At 63.1% G+C, this 21,560-nt stretch carries 15 protein-coding genes and 4 pseudogenes; 7 read left to right on the top strand and 12 right to left on the bottom strand.

Going from position 1 to position 21,560, the window contains the following annotated elements; genetic code table 11:
* Nucleotides 1-5 precede the first annotated feature (5 nt).
* Both NA637_RS03355 and NA637_RS03350 read right to left on the bottom strand, forming a co-directional pair.
* A complete protein-coding gene (locus NA637_RS03355) occupies nucleotides 6-863 on the bottom strand; it encodes an SDR family oxidoreductase (RefSeq protein WP_256070992.1) in 858 nt (285 codons plus the stop codon).
* 107 nt (nucleotides 864-970) lie between these two features.
* Nucleotides 971-1,987, bottom strand: coding sequence for a zinc-dependent alcohol dehydrogenase family protein (locus NA637_RS03350; RefSeq protein ID WP_256070991.1), 1,017 nt, complete (start codon nucleotides 1,985-1,987; stop codon nucleotides 971-973).
* Nucleotides 1,988-2,255: 268 nt separating this feature from the next.
* Here NA637_RS03350 and NA637_RS03345 point away from each other — a divergent pair, with 268 nt between their 5' ends.
* The 4 genes and pseudogenes from NA637_RS03345 (at nucleotide 2,256) to NA637_RS03335 (ending at nucleotide 4,744) form a co-directional block, all read left to right on the top strand.
* Nucleotides 2,256-3,173, top strand: coding sequence for a LysR family transcriptional regulator (locus tag NA637_RS03345; protein WP_256070990.1), 918 nt, complete (start codon nucleotides 2,256-2,258; stop codon nucleotides 3,171-3,173).
* Between the two features lie 94 nt (nucleotides 3,174-3,267).
* Nucleotides 3,268-3,452: pseudogene (locus NA637_RS03340) on the top strand (efflux transporter periplasmic adaptor subunit); the annotation flags it as partial.
* A complete protein-coding gene (locus tag NA637_RS25615; RefSeq protein ID WP_423836697.1) occupies nucleotides 3,448-3,732 on the top strand; it encodes a hypothetical protein in 285 nt (94 codons plus the stop codon). The pseudogene NA637_RS03340 and the gene NA637_RS25615, both read left to right, overlap by 5 nt.
* A gap of 19 nt (nucleotides 3,733-3,751) precedes the next feature.
* The gene (locus NA637_RS03335; RefSeq protein WP_256071058.1) at nucleotides 3,752-4,744 is read left to right on the top strand and encodes a TRAP transporter substrate-binding protein; all 993 of its coding nucleotides are present in this window, start codon (nucleotides 3,752-3,754) and stop codon (nucleotides 4,742-4,744) included.
* Between the two features lie 146 nt (nucleotides 4,745-4,890).
* On the opposite strand, the gene NA637_RS03330 is transcribed toward NA637_RS03335, so the two are convergent.
* The 4 genes from NA637_RS03330 to NA637_RS03315 form a co-directional block, all read right to left on the bottom strand.
* The gene (locus NA637_RS03330) at nucleotides 4,891-6,366 is read right to left on the bottom strand and encodes an efflux transporter outer membrane subunit (RefSeq protein ID WP_256070989.1); all 1,476 of its coding nucleotides are present in this window, start codon (nucleotides 6,364-6,366) and stop codon (nucleotides 4,891-4,893) included.
* Nucleotides 6,363-9,467 (bottom strand): efflux RND transporter permease subunit, encoded by a 3,105-nt coding sequence (locus NA637_RS03325; RefSeq protein WP_256070988.1) that lies wholly within the window; start codon nucleotides 9,465-9,467, stop codon nucleotides 6,363-6,365. The genes NA637_RS03330 and NA637_RS03325 overlap by 4 nt, the downstream gene beginning before the upstream one ends.
* Nucleotides 9,468-9,585: 118 nt before the next feature.
* Entirely contained in the window at nucleotides 9,586-12,666 is a 3,081-nt protein-coding gene (locus NA637_RS03320) for an MdtB/MuxB family multidrug efflux RND transporter permease subunit (protein WP_256070987.1), read from the bottom strand.
* Nucleotides 12,663-13,907, bottom strand: a complete 1,245-nt coding sequence (locus tag NA637_RS03315; RefSeq protein ID WP_256070986.1) for an MdtA/MuxA family multidrug efflux RND transporter periplasmic adaptor subunit — start codon at nucleotides 13,905-13,907, stop codon at nucleotides 12,663-12,665. Before NA637_RS03315 ends, NA637_RS03320 begins: the two co-directional genes overlap by 4 nt.
* A 271-nt stretch (nucleotides 13,908-14,178) precedes the next feature.
* On the opposite strand from NA637_RS03315, the gene NA637_RS03310 reads away from it, so the two are divergent.
* Nucleotides 14,179-15,645, top strand: coding sequence for a lipid II flippase MurJ (locus NA637_RS03310; protein WP_256070985.1), 1,467 nt, complete (start codon nucleotides 14,179-14,181; stop codon nucleotides 15,643-15,645).
* Nucleotides 15,646-15,661: 16 nt separating this feature from the next.
* Nucleotides 15,662-15,940 (top strand): annotated as a pseudogene (locus NA637_RS03305) (transposase); the annotation flags it as partial.
* A gap of 294 nt (nucleotides 15,941-16,234) precedes the next feature.
* Here NA637_RS03305 and NA637_RS03300 read toward each other — a convergent pair.
* From NA637_RS03300 to NA637_RS03290, 3 genes are all read right to left on the bottom strand, one after another.
* Nucleotides 16,235-17,683: an acetoacetate--CoA ligase gene (locus NA637_RS03300; protein ID WP_256070984.1), complete on the bottom strand. Its 1,449-nt coding sequence runs from the start codon at nucleotides 17,681-17,683 to the stop codon at nucleotides 16,235-16,237.
* Nucleotides 17,684-18,031: 348 nt separating this feature from the next.
* Nucleotides 18,032-18,505 (bottom strand): hypothetical protein, encoded by a 474-nt coding sequence (locus NA637_RS03295; RefSeq protein ID WP_256070983.1) that lies wholly within the window; start codon nucleotides 18,503-18,505, stop codon nucleotides 18,032-18,034.
* Nucleotides 18,506-18,636: 131 nt separating this feature from the next.
* Nucleotides 18,637-18,849, bottom strand: coding sequence for a hypothetical protein (locus NA637_RS03290; protein WP_256070982.1), 213 nt, complete (start codon nucleotides 18,847-18,849; stop codon nucleotides 18,637-18,639).
* A 194-nt stretch (nucleotides 18,850-19,043) separates the two neighbouring features.
* Between NA637_RS03290 and NA637_RS03285 the strand changes: the two are divergent.
* Nucleotides 19,044-19,418, top strand: a pseudogene (locus NA637_RS03285) (IS66 family transposase); the annotation flags it as partial.
* Here NA637_RS03285 and NA637_RS03280 read toward each other — a convergent pair.
* From NA637_RS03280 to NA637_RS03270, 3 genes and pseudogenes are all read right to left on the bottom strand, one after another.
* Nucleotides 19,409-20,389: an aldo/keto reductase gene (locus NA637_RS03280; RefSeq protein ID WP_256070981.1), complete on the bottom strand. Its 981-nt coding sequence runs from the start codon at nucleotides 20,387-20,389 to the stop codon at nucleotides 19,409-19,411. The pseudogene NA637_RS03285 and the gene NA637_RS03280 overlap by 10 nt on opposite strands.
* Nucleotides 20,390-20,399: 10 nt before the next feature.
* Nucleotides 20,400-21,224 (bottom strand): aldo/keto reductase, encoded by an 825-nt coding sequence (locus tag NA637_RS03275; protein WP_256070980.1) that lies wholly within the window; start codon nucleotides 21,222-21,224, stop codon nucleotides 20,400-20,402.
* Between the two features lie 166 nt (nucleotides 21,225-21,390).
* Nucleotides 21,391-21,560 (bottom strand): annotated as a pseudogene (locus tag NA637_RS03270) (transposase); the annotation flags it as partial.

Below are 21,560 nucleotides of genomic sequence, written 5' to 3'. Positions count from 1 at the left end.
TTCGGTCAGCCGTTGACCACCGTACCGCCGTTCACATGGATGACCTGACCGCTAACGTAAGACGAGTCGCTGCTGGCCAGATAAACGTACGCCGGCGCCACTTCGTCGGGCTGGCCGGGACGCTTGAGCGGCACGTTGGCACCGAATTCAGCAACCTTGTCCGCATCGAAGGTGGACGGAATCAGCGGTGTCCAGATCGGCCCCGGCGCGACGCCGTTGACGCGAATGCCGCGCTCGGCGATGTTCATCGACAGCGAGCGGGTAAAGGCCGTGATGGCACCCTTGGTCGATGAGTAGTCCAGCAGCTGTGGGCTGCCTTTGTAGGCCGTCACCGACGTGGTATTGATGATCGAGGCACCCTCCTTGAGATGCGGCAGCGCAGCCTTGGTCATCTGGAACATGCCGAAAATATTGGTGCGGAAGGTCTTCTCCCACTGCTCTTCGCTGATGTCTTCGAGCTTGTCCTGGGGATGCTGCTCGGCGGCGTTATTGACCAAAATGTCGAGCTTGCCGAAGGCGCTCAGCGTTTCGTCGATCACCTTGCGGCACACGTCGCGGTCCGCCACGTCACCGGCGAAAGTCAAACATTTGCGGCCCAGCTCTTCCACTGCGCGCTTGGTTTCCTCGGCGTCCTGATGCTGATCCAGATAGAGAATCGCGATATCGGCGCCTTCGCGCGCGAACAGCACTGCAACCGAGCGGCCGATGCCGCTGTCGCCGCCAGTGATGATTGCGGCCTTGCCCCGGAGCTTGCCGGCGGCTTTGTAGTCTTCGCCACGGTACTCGGGCCTCGGGTTCATCTCGCTTTCTTTACCCGGTTCGGCCTGTTGTTGCGGCGGGAGCGTCTGGTTTTCGTCGGGCATGCCAAATCCTCCGTCAAAGGGATCAATACCTGTATTCGGAGGACTTGGCGCGGATGGGAAAAGTTTCTATGAAGCGATGAGAGGCCCGGTGCAGAGGACTCGAAGAATCAATCGACGCGCAGTACGACCCGCCCGCGCGGGACACCGCTTTCGACGTATTCGTGGGCTGCCACGACCTCGTCGAAGCCGAATACCCTGTCGACCTGCGGCGTGATCAGGCGGTCGGCCGTGAGCTGGTTGAGGTGCAGCAAGGCGTTCTGGACCGCCTCGCGGTTCTGCTCGATGCCCAGCTCGGGTTGCCCGGTGAAATCGCACAGGCAATGCAGGAAGAACTTGAAGTTCTTGGTGAACGCTGCGCAGGCCGGAAACGCCGTTTCGTTGCCACCGTTGAGCCCATAGAGAATCAGCTTGCCACGCGGTGCGATAACGTCACCAAGCAGCTTCATCTGCGAGCCACCGCAACCGTCGAGCACAACTTCGACGCCTGCCCCGCCGGTGACCTTTTGCAGCCGGCCGACCAGATCTTCCTCTTCGGTGGCGATGACGGTCTCGGCCCCCAACTCACGCAGGAAGTCACGATCCTCTGCCATGTTGCAGGTAGCGATTACCCGTCCGCCAAGCGCTTTCGCCAGTTGCACGGCCGCAGGACCGGTGCAATGCCGCGCTTCGGTCACCAGCACGTATTGTCCGGGCTCAAGCTGAGCCAGCTCGACCAGGGCGAAATACGACACCAGCGCCGGCGTGTAATGGATGCACGCCTCGGCGGCGCCGAGCATTTGCGGATAGTGGACCAAGGACGCCTGCGGCAACAGCACCTGCTCGCCGTAGAGCGGGTACTGGTTGAGATCATGCGCGGGGAAACTGGCGACACGATCACCCATCGCGAAGCCGTCCACGTCCTCGCCCACCGCAAGCACTTCGCCGGCGATCTCGCTGCCGAGCCCGGCCGGGAGCTTGGCGTGACGCGGCGCCAGATCCTGCCGCCAGAGCACGTCGTTCCAGCTGACGCCGATCGCCTTGACGTCGACAAGCACTTCGCCAGGCCCCGGCCGAGGGACTTCTCGCTGTTCGTAGCGCAATACGTTCGCGGGCCCGAACTGGTGGAAACGGATGATGCGGGACATGAAAAAGACCCCCTCGACTCCTACTGTACCTGTGACTTTATCTGCAGCATTGGCACAACTCCAGCAGCGATCCTGCATGCCGCTCGATAGTCGCCATGCATGGGAATGATAGTGTGCTGTATGTAATGCCACACCCACTGTTGCAGATGCGCGTCATTGCAAAGTGGAAATGACATGCGGACGTCGCTCCGATCTGCCTAGAATGCAGACGCAACCCTCATTTCGGTCAGCCGCGCCTCATGTCTGACCACCGCTTGAAGTGAAAGGCATGAATCGCAACGACCTTCGCCGCGTGGACCTGAACCTGCTGATCGTCTTCGAAACGCTGATGCATGAGCGCAGCGTGACCCGTGCCGCGGAAAAACTCTTTCTCGGCCAGCCGGCGATCAGTGCTGCACTGGCGCGCCTGCGCACGCTGCTCGACGACCCGCTGTTCGTCCGCACCGGTCGCAGCATGGAGCCGACTGCGCGCGCGCAGGAAATCGCCGGTCTGCTGTCGCCGGCGCTGGATTCGATCTCCACGGCTGTCAGCCGCGCCTCCACATTCGATCCCGCCACCAGCGAGCTGGTGTTTCGCATCGGTCTGACCGACGAGGTCGAGCTCGCCCTGCTCCCGCAGTTGCTCAGGCGTGTGCGCGCAGAAGCGCCCGGCGTGGTGCTGGTAGTAAGGCGCGCCAACTATCTGCTGATGCCAGGCCTGCTTGCCTCTGGCGAGATCTCGGTGGGTGTCTGCTACACCGAGGAACTGCCGGCCAATGCCAAGCGCAAAATCCTGCGCAGGCCAAAACCGCTGCTGCTCCGCGCTGACAGCATCCCCGGCCGCATGACCATGGAAGACTACTGCTCGCGCCCACATGCCATGGTTTCCTTTGCTGGCGATTTGAATGGCTACATCGATGACGAACTGGCGCTCCACGGCTGCAAACGCAGGGTCGTGCTCGCCGTACCGCAGTTCAACGGGCTGGCCAGCCTGCTGGCGGGCACCGACCTGGTCGCGACGGTGCCGGACTACGCCGCGGCGGCCCTGACCGCCAACGGTGGCGTGCGTGCCGAGCCGCTGCCATTCGACACCAGCCAAGACTTCGAACTTTCCATGGCCTGGCGCGGCGCCCAGGACAACGACCCGGCCGAGCGCTGGCTGCGCTCGAGGATTCAGATGTTCGTAGGCGATCCGGACAGTCTGTAGGGTTCGCTCTTTTCACATCGCTGGACAAACAAGTTCACCCTGCGAAGGCCACACCTCAACGAACCGGGTGCTCCGCTGCATGCTCCGTCTTCACCGTTCCATCCAGGCTCGGCTCGATGCGGCGAAGCGGGTGCTCGGTCTCACCCGCGTCACCGCCTCCATTGATGGCCGCGCAGGTCGTGCGCTGATCACCGCGGGCAACCTGGTCAATGCTGGCGAAGCTTGCTGGCGACACCGGTCTCGACCGACCAGGTCTATGCCTACTTCGAGGCAGATGAGCACCTTCCTGATGACCGGCGAGCTGGCCCGTGACGGCAGCTTCACGCCAGGTCTGTATGCGCGCCTGAAGCTGGGCGGCAGCGCCACCCGGCGGCGGTTGGCAGCTGGCCAACGGTTGATCGGCGTCCCGGTCGGCGGTGAAAGTGTGACCTGTTGCAACTCCCGCCGCCTCAATTATGAGTTCTGCGAGAAAGCCCTTTTTGCGGTGCGGTTTATTTGGCATAACGCTTCATTGAAGCCCAATTACATCTGCCTCTCGGATGTCATGCCAACCCACTAAAACAAAGAGCCTTTTCATGATCAAGCCGATCATCACCCTCGCCGGCCTGGTGCTGGCGTTGACCGCAACCGCGGTCGAAGCTGAGCCGATCGTCATCAAGTTCTCGCACGTGGTCGCTGAAGACACCCCGAAAGGCAAAGGTGCCCTGCTGTTCAAGAAACTGGTTGAACAGCGCCTGCCGGGCCAGGTAAGCGTCGAGGTCTACCCCAACTCGACGTTGTTCGGCGATGCCAACGAACTCGAGGCGCTGGCCAACAACGAGGTGCAACTGCTAGCGCCTTCGTTAGCGAAGTTCGAGAAGTACACCAAGCAGGTGCAGGTATTCGACCTGCCTTTCCTGTTCGATGACCTGGAGGCCGTCAACCGTTTCCAGAAGCGCGCCAAGGGACGCCAACTACTGCGCTCGATGGAGAAGCAAAACATCACCGGTCTGGCTTACTGGCACAACGGCATGAAGCAGCTCTCGGCAACAAAGGCGCTGCGGCTGCCAAGCGATGCAATGGGACTGGCTTTCCGTATCCAGCCGTCCGCCGTTCTGGAGTCGCAATTCGCACAGGTGGGAGCGCCGACTAAAAAGATCCCCTTCGCCGAGGTCTACGCCTCGCTGCAGAACGGAACCGTTCAAGGTGCAGAAAATCCCTGGTCGAACATCTACAGCAAGAAAATGCACACGGTGCAGCCTTACATCACCGAATCCAACCATGGCGTGCTCGACTACATGCTGGTGAGCAATACGCGGTTCTGGTTCGGCATACCGCACCAAGTGCGCACCGAGTTGGAAGGCATTATCGACGAGGTCACCTTCGAGGTTAACCGCGCCGCGGAAGAAGCCAACCAGGCCGACCGCGAGCGTATCCGCACGGCAGGCACGTCCGAGATCATCGAACTGACCCCGGTACAACGCGAAGCCTGGCGCGAAGCCATGCGGCAGGTGTGGCAGGAATTCGAACCGGTGATCGGCGCCGATATCATCAAGGCAGCGCAAACGGTTAACCGCAAGCAGCGCGACTGAGGCTCCCCGCCTCACCTTTCAACCGCGGCAGCAACGCCGCGGTTTCCCCAACGCCGCTCGGCGAGATTACCGACCCCTCTATACGCAGCGCACACTCCGCCAGCCACCCATGGCATTTGGGCCCGCGCGTTGGCGCCGTTGAGTTATCAGCGTTCAGGCGTCTCCAGCACCGGTTCGAAATCGAGCTGCGTGTCTTCCCAACCGCCGCCCAACGCTGCGATCAGTTGAACGCTGGCAGCGAGCTGATCGCCCAGCAGGGTCAGGTAGGTGCGCTCGTTGTTCAGGGCGCTGGTTTGCATGGTGGCGACGCTGAGGAAGTCGACTGTACCGGCGCGGTACTGGTTCTGGATCAGACGCAGCGATTCCTGCGCCGCTTCCAGGGCTTGCCGTTGAACCACCGCTTCGGCGGCGAGGTCGCGCAATTGCACCAGGTTGTCCTCAACCTCACGGAAGCTGTCGAGCACGGTCTGACGGTAATTGGCCACCGTCAGGTCATAGTTGGCCTCTGCCGCTTCGAGATCGGCACGCCGGCCACCGAAATCGAGCAGTGTGGCGGCCAACTGCGGGCCCAGCGACCAGAAGCGGTTGGGTAGACTGATCAGGTCGCTAAAGCTGCTGTTTCGATAGCCACCGCTCGCGTTCAGTGTCAGGTCCGGATACCAGGCGGCTTCGGCCACGCCCATTTGCGCATTCGCCGCAATCACTTGCCGTTCAGCCGACGCGATATCCGGGCGGCGTTCGAGCAATTGCGAAGGCAGGGCCAGCGGCACTGTTGGCAAATCGGGGAGTTCATCACGTTCCTCGATGTCCAGCTCCGCCGGTGGTACCCCTATCAGCACCGCAATGGCATGCTCCATCTGGGCCCGTTGCCATCGCAGGTCGATGGCCTGAGCCTCCGTGGTTCTGAGCTGAGTCAGCGCCTGGGTCACATCTGACTTCGGCACGATGCCCGCACGATACTGGTTTTCAGTGAGGCGCAATGATCGCGCAAAGGCTTCGACCGTCTGGTTCAGTAGCCGCTGCTGTTCGTCCATCACGCGCAACTGCAAATAGGTCTGGACCAGTTCGGATTGCAGGCTCAGCCGCACAGCAGCGAGATCCGCAGCTGTGGCCTGCATGTTGGCTCGATTGGCTTCAAGGTTGCGTCGCAGACGACCCCAGATGTCCAGCTCCCAGGCCGCATCGAGCCCCACGCTGTAACTCTCGCTGATGCCGCTGAGGCCGCTTCCGCTCTGTTCGGCTGAGCTGGTCGAACGACCCTGTCCGGCACGCGTCGCGCCGGCGCTGCCCGCCACTGTCGGGAACAGCTGAGAGCGAGCCCCGCGCACCAGCGCGCGCGCCTGGCGGTACTGCGCTTCGGCCGCCGCCAGGTTCTGGTTGGAGACATTCAGCCGTTCGACCAAGGCAGCCAACTTGGCATCACCGTATAGCCGCCACCAACTGCCGCGCTCCAGCATGTCGGCCGGGTTGGCGACCTTCCAACCTTCGGCCTGCTTGAATTGCGCGGCCATTGGCGGCTCGGGCCGCTGGTAGTCTGGACCCAGGGTGCAGGCACCTAGAGAAACAGTCAGGATGACGAGAGCCAGCGTGCGGAGGGAGTTTTCCCGGGACAACGAACTCATAGCGGACTTTCCAGGGCGGCGTCGGTACGTACACCGCGCCAGCGGTTGAAACGGTGGCGCGCACGGTCCAGATAGAGGTAGACCACTGGCGTGGTGTAGAGCGTGAGGATCTGGCTGAGGATCAGGCCACCAATGATGGTCAGGCCCAACGGCTGGCGCATTTCTGCCCCCTCCGCACCTCCGAGCAGCAGCGGCAATGCGCCAAGGATCGCCGCCATGGTGGTCATCAGGATCGGCCGAAAACGCAACAGGCAAGCCCGGCGAATCGACTCGTCCGGTGCCAGATGATCGTTACGCTCGAACTGCAGCGCCAGATCGACCATCAGAATCGCGTTCTTTTTCACCACGCCGATGAGCAGGAACAGCCCGAGCAGCGAAATCAGGCTGAACTCTTCGCCCGTCAGAATAATGGCCAGCAACGCGCCAACACCGGCTGAAGGCAGTGTGGACAGGATCGTCAGCGGGTGGACATAACTCTCGTACAGGATACCCAGCACGATGTAGACGAGCAGCAACGCGCCCAGAATCATCAGCGGCTGGCTGTCCTGCGTAGACTGGAAGACGTCACCCGTACCGCCCAGGCGGCCCTGGACCTCGCTCGGCAGACCGATCGCGGCAACGGCACGTTCGATCGCCCGCATCGCCTGGTCCAGGCTGACGCCGGGCGCCAGGTCGAAATCGATGTTCTCGGCCGCGAACTGCCCGTCGTGACTGACCCGATCTTCCTCGAGGCTACGCTCATAACGTGCAAAGGCTGCCAGCGGGACACGTAGGCCATCGCTGGTGATCACCTGAATCTGCTCCAGTACTTCCGGATGTTGGGCGTAGCTCGGGTCGATCTCCATCACCACCCGGTACTGGTTCAGCGATTCGTAGATGGTGGAGATCTGCCGCTGGCTGAAGGCATTGTTGAGCATCGTCGTCACGGTGCTCATGTCGATGCCGAGCCGCTTGGCGGCATCGCGGTCGATGTTCAGGCTGATCTGCAGTGCGCCCTCACCTTCATTGGCGTCGATGCTGGTCAGCTCTGGCAAGGCCATCAACGCTCGGGTCACTTGCGGCACCCAGGTTCGGAGATCGGCCAGATCGCTGGCCAGCAGGTTGTAGGAATAGGCCGAGCTGCTCTGCCGACCGCCCCCGAACTGCAAATCCTGATCGGCCATCAAAAACATCCGACCACCCGGTACCTTCGGTTGATTCTGGCGAATACGCTCGATCACCTTTTGCGCAGAAATCTTGCGTTCATCCAGCGGCTTGAGCCGGACGATCATGAAGGCATTGTTGATACCACCCTGCCCGCCAATGAAGCCTGCCACGCTTTCCACGGCCGGATCGGCCAGCACTGCCTTGCGGTAGGTCTCCATCTTCGGCTGCATGACCTGGAACGACAGGCCATCGTCGCCGCGAATGAAGCCGGTCAGCTGGCCGGTGTCCTGCTGCGGGAGAAAGGTTTTCGGAACCTGGACATACAGAAAGACGTTGAGCCCAATGGTCGCCAGCAAGGTCAACAGCGTGATCCGATGATGCCGCAGCGCCCAGCCCAGGGACCTGTCGTAATTGCCTAACAACCACTGGTGGGCCTTGTGGCTCCAGCGATGCAGACGACCGTCATGCTCCGGCTGGTTAGGCTTCAGCCAGCGCGCGCAGAGCATTGGCGTCAACGTCAGCGAGACCAGCAGCGAGACCAGAATCGCCGCTGCCAGGGTGATGGAGAACTCGCGGAACAGCCGCTCGACAATGCCGCCCATGAACAGGATCGAGACGAATACGACCACCAGCGAGAGGTTCATCGACAGCAGGGTAAAGCCGACCTCACGGGTCCCGATGTAGGCGGCACGCACCGGTGGGACGCCATCATCGATGTGCCGTGCAATGTTCTCCAGCACCACGATCGCGTCATCCACCACCAGCCCGGCGGCGAGGATCAAGGCCATCAGCGACAGCACATTGAGCGAGAAGCCGAACAGGTACATGACGGCAAAGGTGCCAACCAGCGAAACCGGCACCGCCAGTGCCGGAATCAGCGCGGTACGCAACCGGCCAAGAAAGAGAAATACCAGCACGATCACCAGGCCCACCGCGATCAGCAAGGTCCGTTCGGCCTCGTGGAGGGTGGCACGGATGACCGGGGAACGATCCATCGCCACTGCCATGTTGACGCTGCCGGGCACGATCGCCTGCAGTGCCGGCAGCTCGTTGCGAATGCCCTCGATGGTGTCGATGATATTGGCGCCGGCCTGGCGGTTGATCACCAGCAGTACGGCACGGTCGTTGTTAAAGAAACCGTCGTTATAGCGATCTTCAACCCCGTCTCTGACCTTCGCCACATCGCTCAGACGCAGCGCCGCGCCGTCCTGATAACGGATGATCAGCGGCAAATAGTCAGCGGCTTCATGCAGTTGGTCGCTGGCCTGCACCTGCCAGTGGCGATGGTCGTCTTCGACCATCCCCTTGGGTCGCCGAACATTCGCATTGGCGATGGTATTGCGCACCTCATCGAGCGAGACGCCGTACTGCTCGAGCTGCTGCGGCTGCAGCTCGACCCGCACCGCAGGCAACGAACTCCCGCCCACCTGCACCTCGCCCACGCCTGGAACCTGCGACAACTTCTGCGCCAAGATTGTCGAGCCGATGTCGTAAAGCTGCCCCTTGTTGAGCACGTCGGAGGTTAGCGACAGCACCATGATTGGTGCTTGTGCAGGGTTGATCTTGCGGTAGGTCGGCATGCTGCGCATCCCGCTGGGCAACAGATTGCGCGAAGCGTTGATTGCCGCCTGAACATCGCGGGCGGCACCATTGATATCCCGCTCCAGATCGAACTGGATGATGATGCGCGTCGAGCCCTGACTGCTGCGACTGCTCATCTGGCTGACGCCTGCGATACTCCCAAGGGAGCGCTCCAACGGCGTCGCCACGCTGGATGCCATGATTTCCGGGCTGGCGCCGGGCAGGCTGGCCTGTACCGTAATCACCGGGAAATCCATGTTCGGCAGCGGCGATACCGGCAATAGACCGAAGCTGACCCCTCCCAGCAATAGAATCGCCAGGCTCATCAGCATGGTGGCGACCGGGCGCGCGATAAAGGGGGCGGACAGGTTCATAGCTGCAAGCCGCAAGCTTCAAGCTTCAAGTTAAAGGCGGCTCGCAGCTGGCTGGACGAAATGCGCGGTACAGGATGCACTGCTCTTCTCTTGCAGCTTGAGGCTTGCAGCTTGCAGCTCATACGCGCGCCTTCTGCCCGGCCGCGTCCTTACGAGCAAAGCGATTGCCCAGCCGATCGAAGAACAGGTAGATCACTGGCGTGGTAAACAGCGTCAGCAACTGGCTGAGCAGCAGACCGCCGACCAGCACCAGCCCCAGCGGCTGACGCAGCTCGGCCCCGGAGCCCGAGGCGAGCATCAGCGGTACCGCGCCGAACAGCGCCGCCAGGGTCGTCATCAGGATCGGTCGGAAGCGTAGCAAGGCGGCGCGATAGATCGCGTCCTGCGGACTCATGCCCTGATTGCGCTCGGCCTCCAGGGCGAAGTCGATCATCATGATGGCATTCTTCTTGACGATGCCAATCAACAGGATGATGCCGATGATGGCGATCAACCCCAGATCGTTGCCGGTCAACAGCAACGCCAGCAAGGCACCGACGGCAGCCGAGGGCAGCGTCGACAGAATGGTGATCGGGTGGATGTAGCTCTCGTAGAGCACACCCAGCACGATGTACATGGTGACCACCGCCGCGAGGATCAACAGCAGCGTGCTCGACAGCGAGGCGCGGAACGCTTCGGCGGCGCCCTGGAAGCGGCTCTGGATTCCAGCAGGCAAGCCGATTTCCGCCTCGACGCCCTCGATGACGTCCACCGCCTTGCCCAGCGAAACGCCATCGGCCAGGTTGAACGACAGCGTCACCGCCGGAAACTGGCCGATGTGGTTGATCAGCAGGGGCGCGTTGCGTTGTTCAAGCGTTGCCAAGCTCGACAACCTGACCGGCGTGCCGCCTTCGCTCTGCACGAACAACCGGTCCAGCGCCTGCGCGCCGAGACGGTCGCCTGCCTCCGCCTCGAGCACCACGCGGTACTGACTGGCTTGAGTGAAAATCGTGGAAATCTGCCGTTGACCGAATGCGTCATATAACGCATCGGTGATCGCCGAGACCTGAATACCCAGGCGCGCCGCCGCATCTCGGTCGATATCCAGGAAGATCTGCAGGCCATCGCTTTGCAGGTCGCTCGCGACATCGGTCAGTTCCGGACGCTCGCGCAAAGCTGCAACCAGGCGCGGGGTCCATTCTTCGAGCAGTTCTCCGTCGGGCGACTCCAGACTGAACTGGAACTGCGTGCGACTGACCCGATCTTCGATGGACAGGTCCTGCACCGGCTGCATGTACAGCTCGATGCCCGGCAGTTTGGCCAGCTCCGGCCGCAACCGGTCGATGACCTGGCTGGCGGTGACATCGCGTTCATCGTGAGGCTTGAGATTGATCAGCATCCGCCCGCTGTTAAGCGTTACGTTATCGCCATCAACGCCTATGTAGGACGACAGGCTGGCCACAGCGGGGTCCGCGAGAATCACCCGGGACAGCGATTGCTGGCGCTCGCTCATGGCCCGGAAGGAGATGGATTGAGGGGCCTCACTGATGCCCTGTATCACCCCGGTGTCCTGCACCGGAAAGAAGCCCTTCGGCACCGCCAGATACAGCATCACCGTAAGCCCAAGCGTGGCCACGGCGACCAGCAAGGTCAGCGTCTGGTGGCCCAACACCCAGGTCAGCCAACGTGCATAACCGCCAATCAGCCGCTCGACCCAGCCCGGTGCCGATTTTTCAGCCGCGGCGGGCTTGAGCAACTTGGCACACATCATCGGCGTCAGTGTCAGCGAGACCACCAGCGAGATCAGGATCGCGACGGCCAGGGTGATGGCGAACTCACGGAACAGACGCCCCACCACGTCCTGCATGAACAGCAGCGGAATCAGCACGGCAATCAACGACAGCGTCAGCGATATCAAGGTGAAACCGATCTGCTTGGCCCCCTTGAGTGCGGCTTGCAGCGGCGTCTCGCCCTCTTCCAGATGGCGAGCGATGTTTTCGAGCATGACAATGGCGTCGTCCACCACGAACCCGGTCGCAATGGTCAGCGCCATCAACGTCAGGTTGTTCAGCGAAAAACCGGCGAGGTGCATCACGGCAAAGGTACCGATCAGCGACAGCGGCACCGCAATGGACGGAATGATGGTCGCTGACAAGCGCTTGAGGAAAACGAAGGTGACCATTACCACCAGAAGCGTTGCCATCAGCAATTCATGCTGGACATCAGTGATGGCGGCCCGGATCGTCTGCGTTCGATCGGTGAGCACCGCCACGTCCAGGCCGGACGGCATGCTCGCCGTGATCTCTGGCAGCAGTGCCTGAATGCGCTCGACCACTTCGATCACGTTGGCGCCGGGCTGGCGCTGGATGTTCAGCAGGACTGCCTGGCTCTGATTGGCCCAGGCCGCGAGGCGCTCGTTCTCGGCGCCGTCGATGATGTCGGCGACATCCTTCAAGCGGAGTGTCGCGCCATCCTCGTAGGCCAAAATGAGTTCGGCGTATTCCTCCGGGGTTTTCAGCTGATCGTTGGCATCGAGCATCGAGACGCGCGTCGGGCCGTCGAAATTACCCTTGGGCTGATTGACGTTGGAGCTGGTTACCAATGAGCGTACGTCAGCGAGGGACAGACCGTAAGATGCAAGCGCCTCCGGATTGACTCGAATACGCACTGCAGGGCGCTGGCCTCCGGCGATGCTGACCATGCCCACGCCACTGATCTGCGCGAGCTTCTGCGCCATGCGCGTGTCGACCAGGTCGTGCAGCTCCGGCAGGGCCAGGCTTTCCGAGGTGATGGCCAGCGTCATGACCGGGGTGTCCGCCGGGTTGACCTTATTGTACACCGGCGGTGCCGGCAGATCGTTGGGCAGCAGATTGCTTCCGGCGTTGATAGCGGCCTGGACTTCCTGCTCGGCCACGTCCAGCTCGACTTCGAGCGAGAAACGCAGGGTGATCACCGAAGCGCCGCCGGAGCTGGTGGACGACATCTGCGTCAGGCCTGGCATCTGCCCGAACTGGCGCTCCAGCGGAGCCGTCACGGCGCTGGTCATGACTTCCGGGCTGGCCCCGGGATACAGCGTCATCACCCGAATGGTCGGATAGTCCACCTGCGGCAATGCCGAAACCGGCAGCATGCGGTAGGCAATCAAGCCGGCCAGCAGGATCGCGATCATCGTCAGGGTGGTTGCCACGGGCCGAAGGATGAACAGCCGCGAGATGTTCATCGCGCTGGACGCTCCTTGGCGCTCTGAGGCTCAACCTTCGGATTCTCAGCCGCCTCTTCGGCGAGCTTCTGACGGTCCACCACTTCGACTTCGCTGCCGTCGCGCAGGCGGTCGGTGCCCTCCATGACGATTCGCTCGCCGACGCTCAAGTCGCTGGTGATGACCGTTTGGTCGCCGTTGCCTGGGCCTACTTCGAGAACGCGCAGCTCTACCTTGGAGTCCTCGCCGACGACGTACACGTAATTGCCCCGCGAGCCGAACTGCAGTGCGGCCGAGGGAATCAGGACCGCATCAGGCAGGGTTTCCACACGCAGGCGAACGTTGACGAACTGGTTCGGTATCAGCAGTTCGGCCTCGTTATCGAAGCGCGCCTTCATCTTCAGCGTGCCGGTGGTCGTATCAATCAGGTTATCGACGCTTTCCAGTACACCTTCACCGAGCAGGATGCGTTCGCCACGGTCCCAGGCCTGTACGGACAACTGTTCACCGCCGCGGAACCGGGCAATGACCGGCGGCAACTCGCTTTCAGGCAGGGTAAAACTGATCGCCATGGGTTGGGTCTGGGTAATGACGACCAACGGCGTGGTGTCGTTGGCCGCCACAAGGTTGCCTTGATCCAGCTGACGCAGGCCGACGCGACCGTTGATCGGCGCGCGGATTTGGGTGAACTGCAGGTTCAGCTTGGCCTCGTTGACGGCGGCCTGGTTGGCGGCGAGTGTTCCTTTGTATTGATTCACCAATGCCTGCTGCGTATCGAGCGTCTGTTTGGCAATGCTGTCGTCGGCGAACAGGCCTCGATAGCGATCAAGATCGATCTGCGCGTTCTGCAACAAGGCGCGGTTCTGCTGGAGGGTGCCTTCGGCCTGCTGCAGCGCCACCTCATAAGCGCGAGGGTCGATGACGGCAAGCAGGTCGCCGGCCTTGACTCGCTGGCCCTCCTCGAATCGCACCTCGACCAGCTCTCCCGCCACGCGGCTGCGCACGTTGACCGTATTCAACGGCGTGACGGTGCCGAGCGCCTTGGCATAAACCTCGAATGGACCTTGCTCCACCGGGGCAACCCGCACCGGCGTCGGGCCGCCGAAGGCACCGAACGCTGGCCGACCGCCCGCTCGCTGTGACGGCCGCTCGGCGGTGGTTGGCCATAGCCACCAGAGCAGCAGCGCAATCGCAACCACCACGCCGCCGATGATTAGCCAACGCCACACGGAGCCGGCGAAAGAAGGAGTTGCCTCGGACATGAACTGGGTTCGCCTGAAAATGAGCGTGAACCATAAGCAGTCGCGCTCCGCTCGCAAAGGGGATTTACGGCATTTTTACGTAACCGGCGTTGTCGCAACCAAAACCGATCGGATAACACGCAGCAGTGGCGCAGGAACCATGCTTGAGCCATTCAGTCTATGTACCGTTCGCTCGGTGCCTGACAAGGGTGGCGTACCGGACCACCTGCACACGATGGGATATGCCACTATTTATCAGTCCGTCCGATAATGGCCTGCACAGGATCAAGGAATGAACACATCACTGGTCATCCTGGCGTTAACCGTCGCCAGCTTTCTACTGGGTTTTCTACGCGACCTGTTCATCGCCAAGTCCTTCGGACTGAGCTGGGAAGCGGACCTGATTTTCGTCGCATTGATCCTGCCGATGTTTTTCGAGAACTTCCTCGGTCTCGCCCTGCGCGACGCAATGATTCCGTACCTGCAAAAGCTGCGCAGCCAATCCGAAGCCTTGTTTGAAGCCGTCAGCCGCTGGCTCTATTGGCGGGTCATGCTCATGGGCGCAGCCGTGAGTGCCCTCGCCATCATTGCAAGCTATTGGATTCTGAACATGCTGGCGCCCGGCTGGACGGACGCTCAGGTTGCCGCCGGCCAGATCGTATTCTGCGTAGGGGCGGTGCTGGTCGCTGTTCAAGCTGTTTTGTATTGCCAGGGTGCGCTGCTCAACATGGATGAGGTGTTCATCCTGCCGATGACACGTACGGTGCTGCTCAACGCTGGCGCGATCGTTGGCATCCTGCTGTTCCAACCCACCGGCATGGTGATCTTCATTGGCATGCTGCTGCCCCAGCTGGCGTTGATTCTGGTCCAGCATCGGCGTATCGCCTGCCTGCGCGGCGGCAACAACGTCGAGACGAAGGGGCATGCAGGTGGCTTCGGTCTCGCGTTCGCGCCAGTACTGCTGGCGGCTGGGGCGCAACAAGCCTGCATTCTTGCCGAGCGGATGTTCGCCTCCTACCTGGAGGAGGGCAGCATCACGATGCTGTCGTTTGCGTTTCGCATCGTCACCATTCCGCTCACGCTCTACGCCCTGTCGGTACTTTCGGTGCTCTTCCCCCGCTTCGTCTCAAGCTGGAATGATGGCGACCTCAGCGGCCATGCTGCCGTTATACGCAAGGGCTTGCTGGCGACGCTGCTGTTCCTGGTCCCGGCGTCCGTCGTGCTCTGTTCATTCCCGCAACCGGTGGTCTCGGTACTACTGGAACGGGGTCAGTTCGGCGCAACGCAAACCGACGCCACGGCCTCGCTGGTGGTTCTGTATGCCCTCGGTCTGCCTGCGATGGGCTTGGCGCTGCTATGGGGACGCGCCCTTTTAGCGCAGCACCAATCTCGGTTGTTCCTGATGATCATGCTGGTCAGTTCCGCATTTACGATCGGCCTCGATGCGCTGCTCTACGGTCCATATGGCGCCGAAGGCCTGGCGGTTGCGTTCTCGGGCGGCGTGACCTTGCAGGCGCTTTTCATGGGGCTATACGTTTATCGCGCGTCGCCGGCAGGCCTGGCTCCAGGTGTTCTCGGCCGCTGGATCGCCACAGCCGTTACTGTTGCGGCGGCGCTGCACGGGTTACCCTCACCGCAAGGGCTGTTGCAGTTGTGCCTGTATATCGGGCTGGTGCTCTGTGCGTTTGCGGCGGGTGTGCTGCTGCTCGGTGAACGGGATCTATTCAAGCCGGCCTATTGGTCTATGAAAAAGGCGTAACGGCATTTCCTGCTGAACCATTGATCACGCGTTCCTGGCCATCCACCTGCGCCTGTTCTATGCCTGCGCCGCCTACTGCCTGATCCACAACCTGCGCGAGAACACACTGTGCCATACCGAGTTGGCCCGGGCGCAGCCGATGTCGATCATCCTGAAGCTGTTCAAACTGGCCGTGCGGGTGGTGCAATGCAAGGACCGGATCAAGTTGCACCTGCCGAGCGCCTGTCCGGTCAAGGGCCTGCTGCACCGCGTCAGCGAACTGCTCTACCTCGCTCGCCCGCCTGCCCCGGGCTAGCGGCTGACGCAGAACGCCGCCTCGGCAACCGCAATGGCCTTGCTCTGGCACCGCCAGCGGCACGGGCACGCCTGGAGCCAGCCATTCAGGACGTGCCGCTCCAATAATGCGTACCGCAGCCTTGGTTTTTGTGCACAGCAGATCAACGCCGACCTGGCCGCGCCCGGCCCAGCCTCCAAGCACGCGAGCAAAGACGGCATGTCCAGACGCCAGCATGGCTACCTGTTGAGTTCCGGGAGGCGTCCATAATAAGTTTCCCTAAGCGTAGACAACAGGTCTCGCCGCACTGGCCCATTACCCTTGCCCGCCACTGATGAACGTACCGGAGGGCGCTTGCTGCGCCATCTGTCGGAAGAATTCCAGGCTGTCGGGATTGGCCATGGCATCGGGGTTCGCCGCCTGATCCAATGGCATGCCCAGCAGCAGCTTTTTGACCGGCAGTTCCATTTTCTTGCCGATCAGGGTGCGCGGGATTTCGGTGACGGCGATCACCTCGTTGGGCACGTGGCGCGCCGACAGGTTGTCGCGAATGGCGGCCTTCAGGCGCAGGGTCAGGTCGGCATCCAGGACAGTACCCGCTCGCAGCACCACGAACAGCGGCATGTAGGACGCCCGGCCCAGGTACTCCAGATCCACCACCAGGCTATCGAGCACCTCGGGAAACTCCTCCACCACCCGGTAGATCTCGGCGGTGCCCATGCGGATGCCGTGACGGTTGATGGTGGTGTCCGAGCGCCCATAGATGACGGCACCACCGCGCGGGGTGATACGGATCCAGTCGCCGTGGCGCCAGCGGCCGGGATACATCTCGAAGTAGCTTTCGCGATAGCGCCTGTCGCCCTCGTCGTTCCAGAAGTAGAGGGGCATCGACGGCATCGGGGCGCTGACCACCAGTTCGCCCACGCCGTCGAATAGCGCATTGCCGTCGTCATCCAGCGCCTGGGTCGCCACCCCGAGCGGTCGGCACTGCATTTCGCCGGCGATCACCGGCTTGATCGGACAGGCGCCGACGAAGTTGGCCGCCACGTCGGTGCCGCCACTGATGGCGGCGATCAGCACGTCGCCCAGCTGCGCCTGCAGCCAGTGGTAGCCCGCCTCAGGCAAGGGCGAGCCGGTGGAACCGACACTGCGCAGACGGCTCAGGTCGGCCAGCTTGCCGGGCTCGATGCCGGCCTTCTGGCAATTGCCGAAATAGGCCGCCCCGGTGCCGAAGAAAGTCATGCCGGTCTCCTCGGCGAAGCGCCACAGCGTGCCGAGATCGGGATAGCCGGGATTGCCGTCGTAGAGGCAGATGCTCGCGCCCACCAGCAATCCGCTGATCTGCGCATTCCACATGATCCAGCCGGTGGTGGTGAACCACATGAAGCGATCCTCGGGACCCAGATCGAGGTGCAGCGCATGGCCCTTGAGCCCCTCGAGCAGGGCACCGCCGTGGCCGTGAACGATGGGTTTGGGCATGCCGGTGGTGCCCGAGGAGTACACCACCCACAGCGGATGATCGAAGGGCAGTTGCTCGAACCGCGGCGGCGCGGCGTGGGCGACCAGCTCCTCCCAGGCCAGGCTGCCCGGCAGCGACGCCGCAGGGTTCAGATAGGGCAACAGCACGACCTTTTCCAAGGTGGGCAGGCATCGGGGGTGAAAACCGGAAGACGACGATGCGGCCAGACCCCGCAGGACTGCGCACGGCCCGCTGTTGGGAATCGGTGCGAAATGCCCGCCGATTGTCAGGATCGGCGGCCTCACCGTGCCGAGATCCCACGCGCGGACGCGCGATCCGTGCCCAAACCGGCGCTTGCGTGACCGCAGCCTACCCGCCAGACTTTCCGAAGAGGGCGTTTGAATTTCCTCTACCCGAAGCAGGCGAGTTAAGGATGGAAGGTGGAAGGCTTGTGTCTTGGTCGAAATTCGGCGCGCCAGCAGATGCGGCCCAGGCCCCGAGCACCGTCGGCATGCCGGTCAGGACCGGCGCAGCACGCATCTTCGGGGTCAGGGAGCCGGTGATCCTTCTGTGGGGGCGTCGCGATCGTGCGTACACGGCGCCGGCATGGCGCCGGCATGGCGCCCTGCCCGTCGCGGCGCGTACGAACGCCGTCAGCCGACCCGCGAGCGCGTCGCCAGGGTCACCACCGCAATGCCGGCCGCGACCACCAGTGCGTCTTCGATCAGGCCGCTCTTGGTCTGGCCGATCTGCGCCATCGCCTTCTTGCGGCCGGCCAGCGTGGCATAGGCCAGCGGCACGGCGGTGGCCACCGCGACCACCGCCCCGGCCTTTTCACGGCCGCGCGGCGCCAGCGCGGCGCCAGCGATCGCGGCGCTCATCACGCGCGCCAGCAGGCCCAGGAACACGGTGCGGTCGGGCGCCGATTTCATCTTGTCGCCGTACAATTCACCCGCGCCCATGGCCAGCGCGCCGTATTTGAATAGCGGGCGGTCGAGCAGGAACACTTCGCCGCTGGTGCCGCGGCCCGCCATGCGCGCCGCCGCGATGGTGGCCATGGGGGTCATCGAACGGGCGCTGGCGACGGCGCCGATCAGGGCGGAAGAAAGCAGGCTGCGATTGGTCATTTTATTCGCCCGTGCAATTGAAGGTTGCCCGGAGCGGCGTCCGGCCCCGGGTCGTATGGATTAGGCTACCAAAGCAGGACCGATGTCGCCACACGATGCGCACCGACGCCAGCAACGCGGTGCGTCCGGCGCTAATGAGCGGGCCGCACTGGCCAGCGCCAGCACCACCACCATGCCGAATACGCGAGGAAGGCCTTGTCGATATCGGCGCCACTGGCGCTGGAGAAGCCTTGGTCGATCATCTGCTTGAACGCGTGCGGCAGGCTCAAGGTCGTCGCCGAGGCCACCGCCAGTGCGACCAGCCACGACACGAACAGGCCCATGTGCCGGCGCACGAACAGCACGTGGCTCGCTGCTTCTCTCGGTTGCCGTCCGGCAAGCGATAGTCGTGGAATCCTGGCGTAGCCGAGCCTTCTGCAGCTTGCCGATGGGGCTGCGTAATCGCTCGTCGACGAGCACCACGTCATTGGGCAGCCATAATCCGCGACCCGCACCTTTCTGAGCGACTGGAAAGGGCAGCTGGCATGCCGGCTACAAGGCGCTGTTCGCCCTGGGCGTCACCGAGGTCGGCTGCATGGCCCATGCCCGGCGCAAGTTTCTCGAGCTGCATGCGGCCAACCAAAGCCCGGTGGCTGCCGAGGCCTTGCGGCGCATCGCCGAAATCCTTGCCATCGAAGGGCGCGCCCGCACGCTCGATGCGGCCGCCCGGCAGTTGCTGCGTGAACAGCAAGCCCTGCCCAAACTACAGGCCCTGCACGACTGGCTGCACCTGACGGGGCAAGGCGTGGCCAACGGCAGCAGCCTGGCCAAGGCCATTGGACTACAGCCTGAAACGTGGACGGCGCTGCACGCTCTTCCTGGCCCGCAAAGAGGATGCTGGGCGCCGTTCGGCGCCCAGGGTCGTCACTGGTAGCCCACCACCGGATGAGGCACGTAAGGGCCCTCCAGTTCGGCGATGTCCTCACTGCCAAGCTTAAGAGACAGCGCCGCAACCGCATCATCCAGGTGCTGGGGCTTTGAGGCGCCGATGATCGGTGCGGTGACCTCGTTCTTCTGCAACAGCCAGGCCAGCGCCACCTGGGCGCGCGGCACGCCATGCCGCTGGGCGACCCGCGCCACCGCCTCGACCACCTGGCGATCAGCGTCCTCGGCCTGACGGTAGAGCGTCTTGCCGAAGATGTCGGTCTCCTGGCGCTGGCTGCTGGCATCCCAGGCGCGGGTCAGCCGGCCGCGGGCCAGCGGGCTCCAGGGGATCACGCCGATGCCCTGGTCCTTGCACAGCGGCAGCATCTCGCGCTCTTCCTCGCGATTGAGCAGGTTCAGGTGGTTCTGCATGCTGACGAAGCGCGTCCAGCCGTGGAGGTCGGCGCTGTACAGCGACTTGGCGAACTGCCAGGCGTACATCGACGAGGCCCCGATGTAGCGCACCTTGCCGGCCTTGACCAGGTCGTGCAGCGCTTCGAGGGTCTCCTCGATGGGGGTCTCGTAGTCCCAGCGGTGGATCTGGTAGAGGTCCACGTAGTCGGTGCCCAGGCGGGTCAGGCTGTCGTCGATGGCATTCATGATCGCCTTGCGCGACAGCCCGCCGACGTTGGGCGCCGGGCGCAGCGCGCCATGCACCTTGGTGGCGAGGACCACCTCGTCGCGGCGGGCGAAATCCTTCAATGCGCGGCCGACGATCTCCTCGCTGGTGCCGTCCGAGTAGATGTTCGCCGTGTCGAAGAAATTGATGCCCATGTCCAGCGCCTGTTTGAGCAGCGGGCGGCTGGCTGCTTCGTCCAGCGTCCAGGGATGGGTGCCGCGCTCGGGCACGCCGTAGGTCATGCAGCCGAGGCACAGTCGCGACACCTTGAGGCCGGTGCGGCCAAGTCGGATGTGGTCCATGGTAGGTCCTTTAATTGAGGGTGGATGGGTCCGGGCCGATGCGCTGACCGCGCTCCAGGCCGTCGATGCGGGCGAGGTCGCTGGCCTCCAGGCGGAAATCAAACAGCGCGAAGTTCTCCTGCAGCCGTTCGCGATGCATCGATTTCGGAAAGATCACCAGCCCGTGGTCGATGTGCCAGCGCAGCACCACCTGGGCCGGGGTCTTGCCGTACTGGGCGGCCAGCTCGGCGATCACCGGGTCATCAAGGATTTCGCCGCCACGGGCCAGCGGGCTCCAGGCCTCGGTGACGATCCGCTTCGCCGCGTGGTAGTCGCGCAGCTGCCGCTGCTGCAGGTAGGGGTGTAGTTCGATCTGGTTGACCGCCGGCACCACACCAGTCTCGCCGATGATCAGGTCGAGGTCCTGCGGGCGGAAGTTGGACACCCCGATGGACTTCGCCCGCCCTTCGTCCCGGAGGCGGATCAACGCCTTCCAGGTGGCGAGGAACTGGCCCTTCTGCGGGCACGGCCAGTGGATGAGGTAGAGGTCCACGTCGTCGAGCTTGAGCCTCTTCAGGCTCGCATCGAAGGCGGCCAGGGTGCTGTCGTAGCCCTGCTCGGCATTCCACAGCTTGGTGGTGACGAACAGCTCGCCACGCGGCAGCCCGGCGCCGGTGATGGCCTCGCCGACGCCGGCCTCGTTCTGGTAGATCGCCGCGGTATCGATGTGCCGGTAGCCGATTTCCAAGGCGCTGGTCACCGCGCGGGCGGTGTCCTGCGGAGGGATCTGGAACACACCCAGGCCGAGTTGCGGGATGCGGCGGCCGTCGTTCAGTTCAAGGGCGGGTATCGCCATGGTTTTCTCCTCGTGATCAGCGGATCGGTGGACGGGGTCCGACCACCGAGACAGGCAGAGGATGGGACCCTGCCAATGGTCCTTCGGTCGCCGTCGAGGCGACCGCCGGTCGTGGCCATCCGGGAGCAAAGGTGTTTACCCGGCTGACCGGCGCGGTGGTGCGCATTTCCTGCGCCTTGTGCACTAGCTGCACGAACAGGCCGGCCAGCTCGGCGAGAAAGCGGCGGCGGAAGCTGGCCAGGGTATCGTGATCGGGATCAGCGTCAGCGGCGATGAAGCGGAAGGCCACCGAGTCAGGGGTGGCGCGCTCGATCTTGCGGCTGGAACACACGCCAG

This window comes from Stutzerimonas stutzeri (assembly GCF_024448935.1).
GTDB lineage: Bacteria > Pseudomonadota > Gammaproteobacteria > Pseudomonadales > Pseudomonadaceae > Stutzerimonas > Stutzerimonas stutzeri_AO.
Note: the sequence above shows the minus strand (reverse complement) of the source record. Positions and strands in the feature narration are given on the sequence as shown.

Coding starts and splice junctions, on each gene's coding strand:
- NA637_RS03280 (WP_256070981.1), bottom strand. CDS start 20,389: ATGGACCACATCCGACTTGGCCGCACCGGCCTCAAGGTGTCGCGACTG.
- NA637_RS03320 (WP_256070987.1), bottom strand. CDS start 12,666: ATGAACATCTCGCGGCTGTTCATCCTTCGGCCCGTGGCAACCACCCTG.
- NA637_RS03345 (WP_256070990.1), top strand. CDS start 2,256: ATGAATCGCAACGACCTTCGCCGCGTGGACCTGAACCTGCTGATCGTC.
- NA637_RS03295 (WP_256070983.1), bottom strand. CDS start 18,505: ATGACCAATCGCAGCCTGCTTTCTTCCGCCCTGATCGGCGCCGTCGCC.
- NA637_RS03325 (WP_256070988.1), bottom strand. CDS start 9,467: ATGAACCTGTCCGCCCCCTTTATCGCGCGCCCGGTCGCCACCATGCTG.
- NA637_RS03310 (WP_256070985.1), top strand. CDS start 14,179: ATGAACACATCACTGGTCATCCTGGCGTTAACCGTCGCCAGCTTTCTA.
- NA637_RS03275 (WP_256070980.1), bottom strand. CDS start 21,224: ATGGCGATACCCGCCCTTGAACTGAACGACGGCCGCCGCATCCCGCAA.
- NA637_RS03330 (WP_256070989.1), bottom strand. CDS start 6,366: ATGAGTTCGTTGTCCCGGGAAAACTCCCTCCGCACGCTGGCTCTCGTC.
- NA637_RS03355 (WP_256070992.1), bottom strand. CDS start 863: ATGCCCGACGAAAACCAGACGCTCCCGCCGCAACAACAGGCCGAACCG.
- NA637_RS25615 (WP_423836697.1), top strand. CDS start 3,448: ATGAGCACCTTCCTGATGACCGGCGAGCTGGCCCGTGACGGCAGCTTC.
- NA637_RS03350 (WP_256070991.1), bottom strand. CDS start 1,987: ATGTCCCGCATCATCCGTTTCCACCAGTTCGGGCCCGCGAACGTATTG.
- NA637_RS03315 (WP_256070986.1), bottom strand. CDS start 13,907: ATGTCCGAGGCAACTCCTTCTTTCGCCGGCTCCGTGTGGCGTTGGCTA.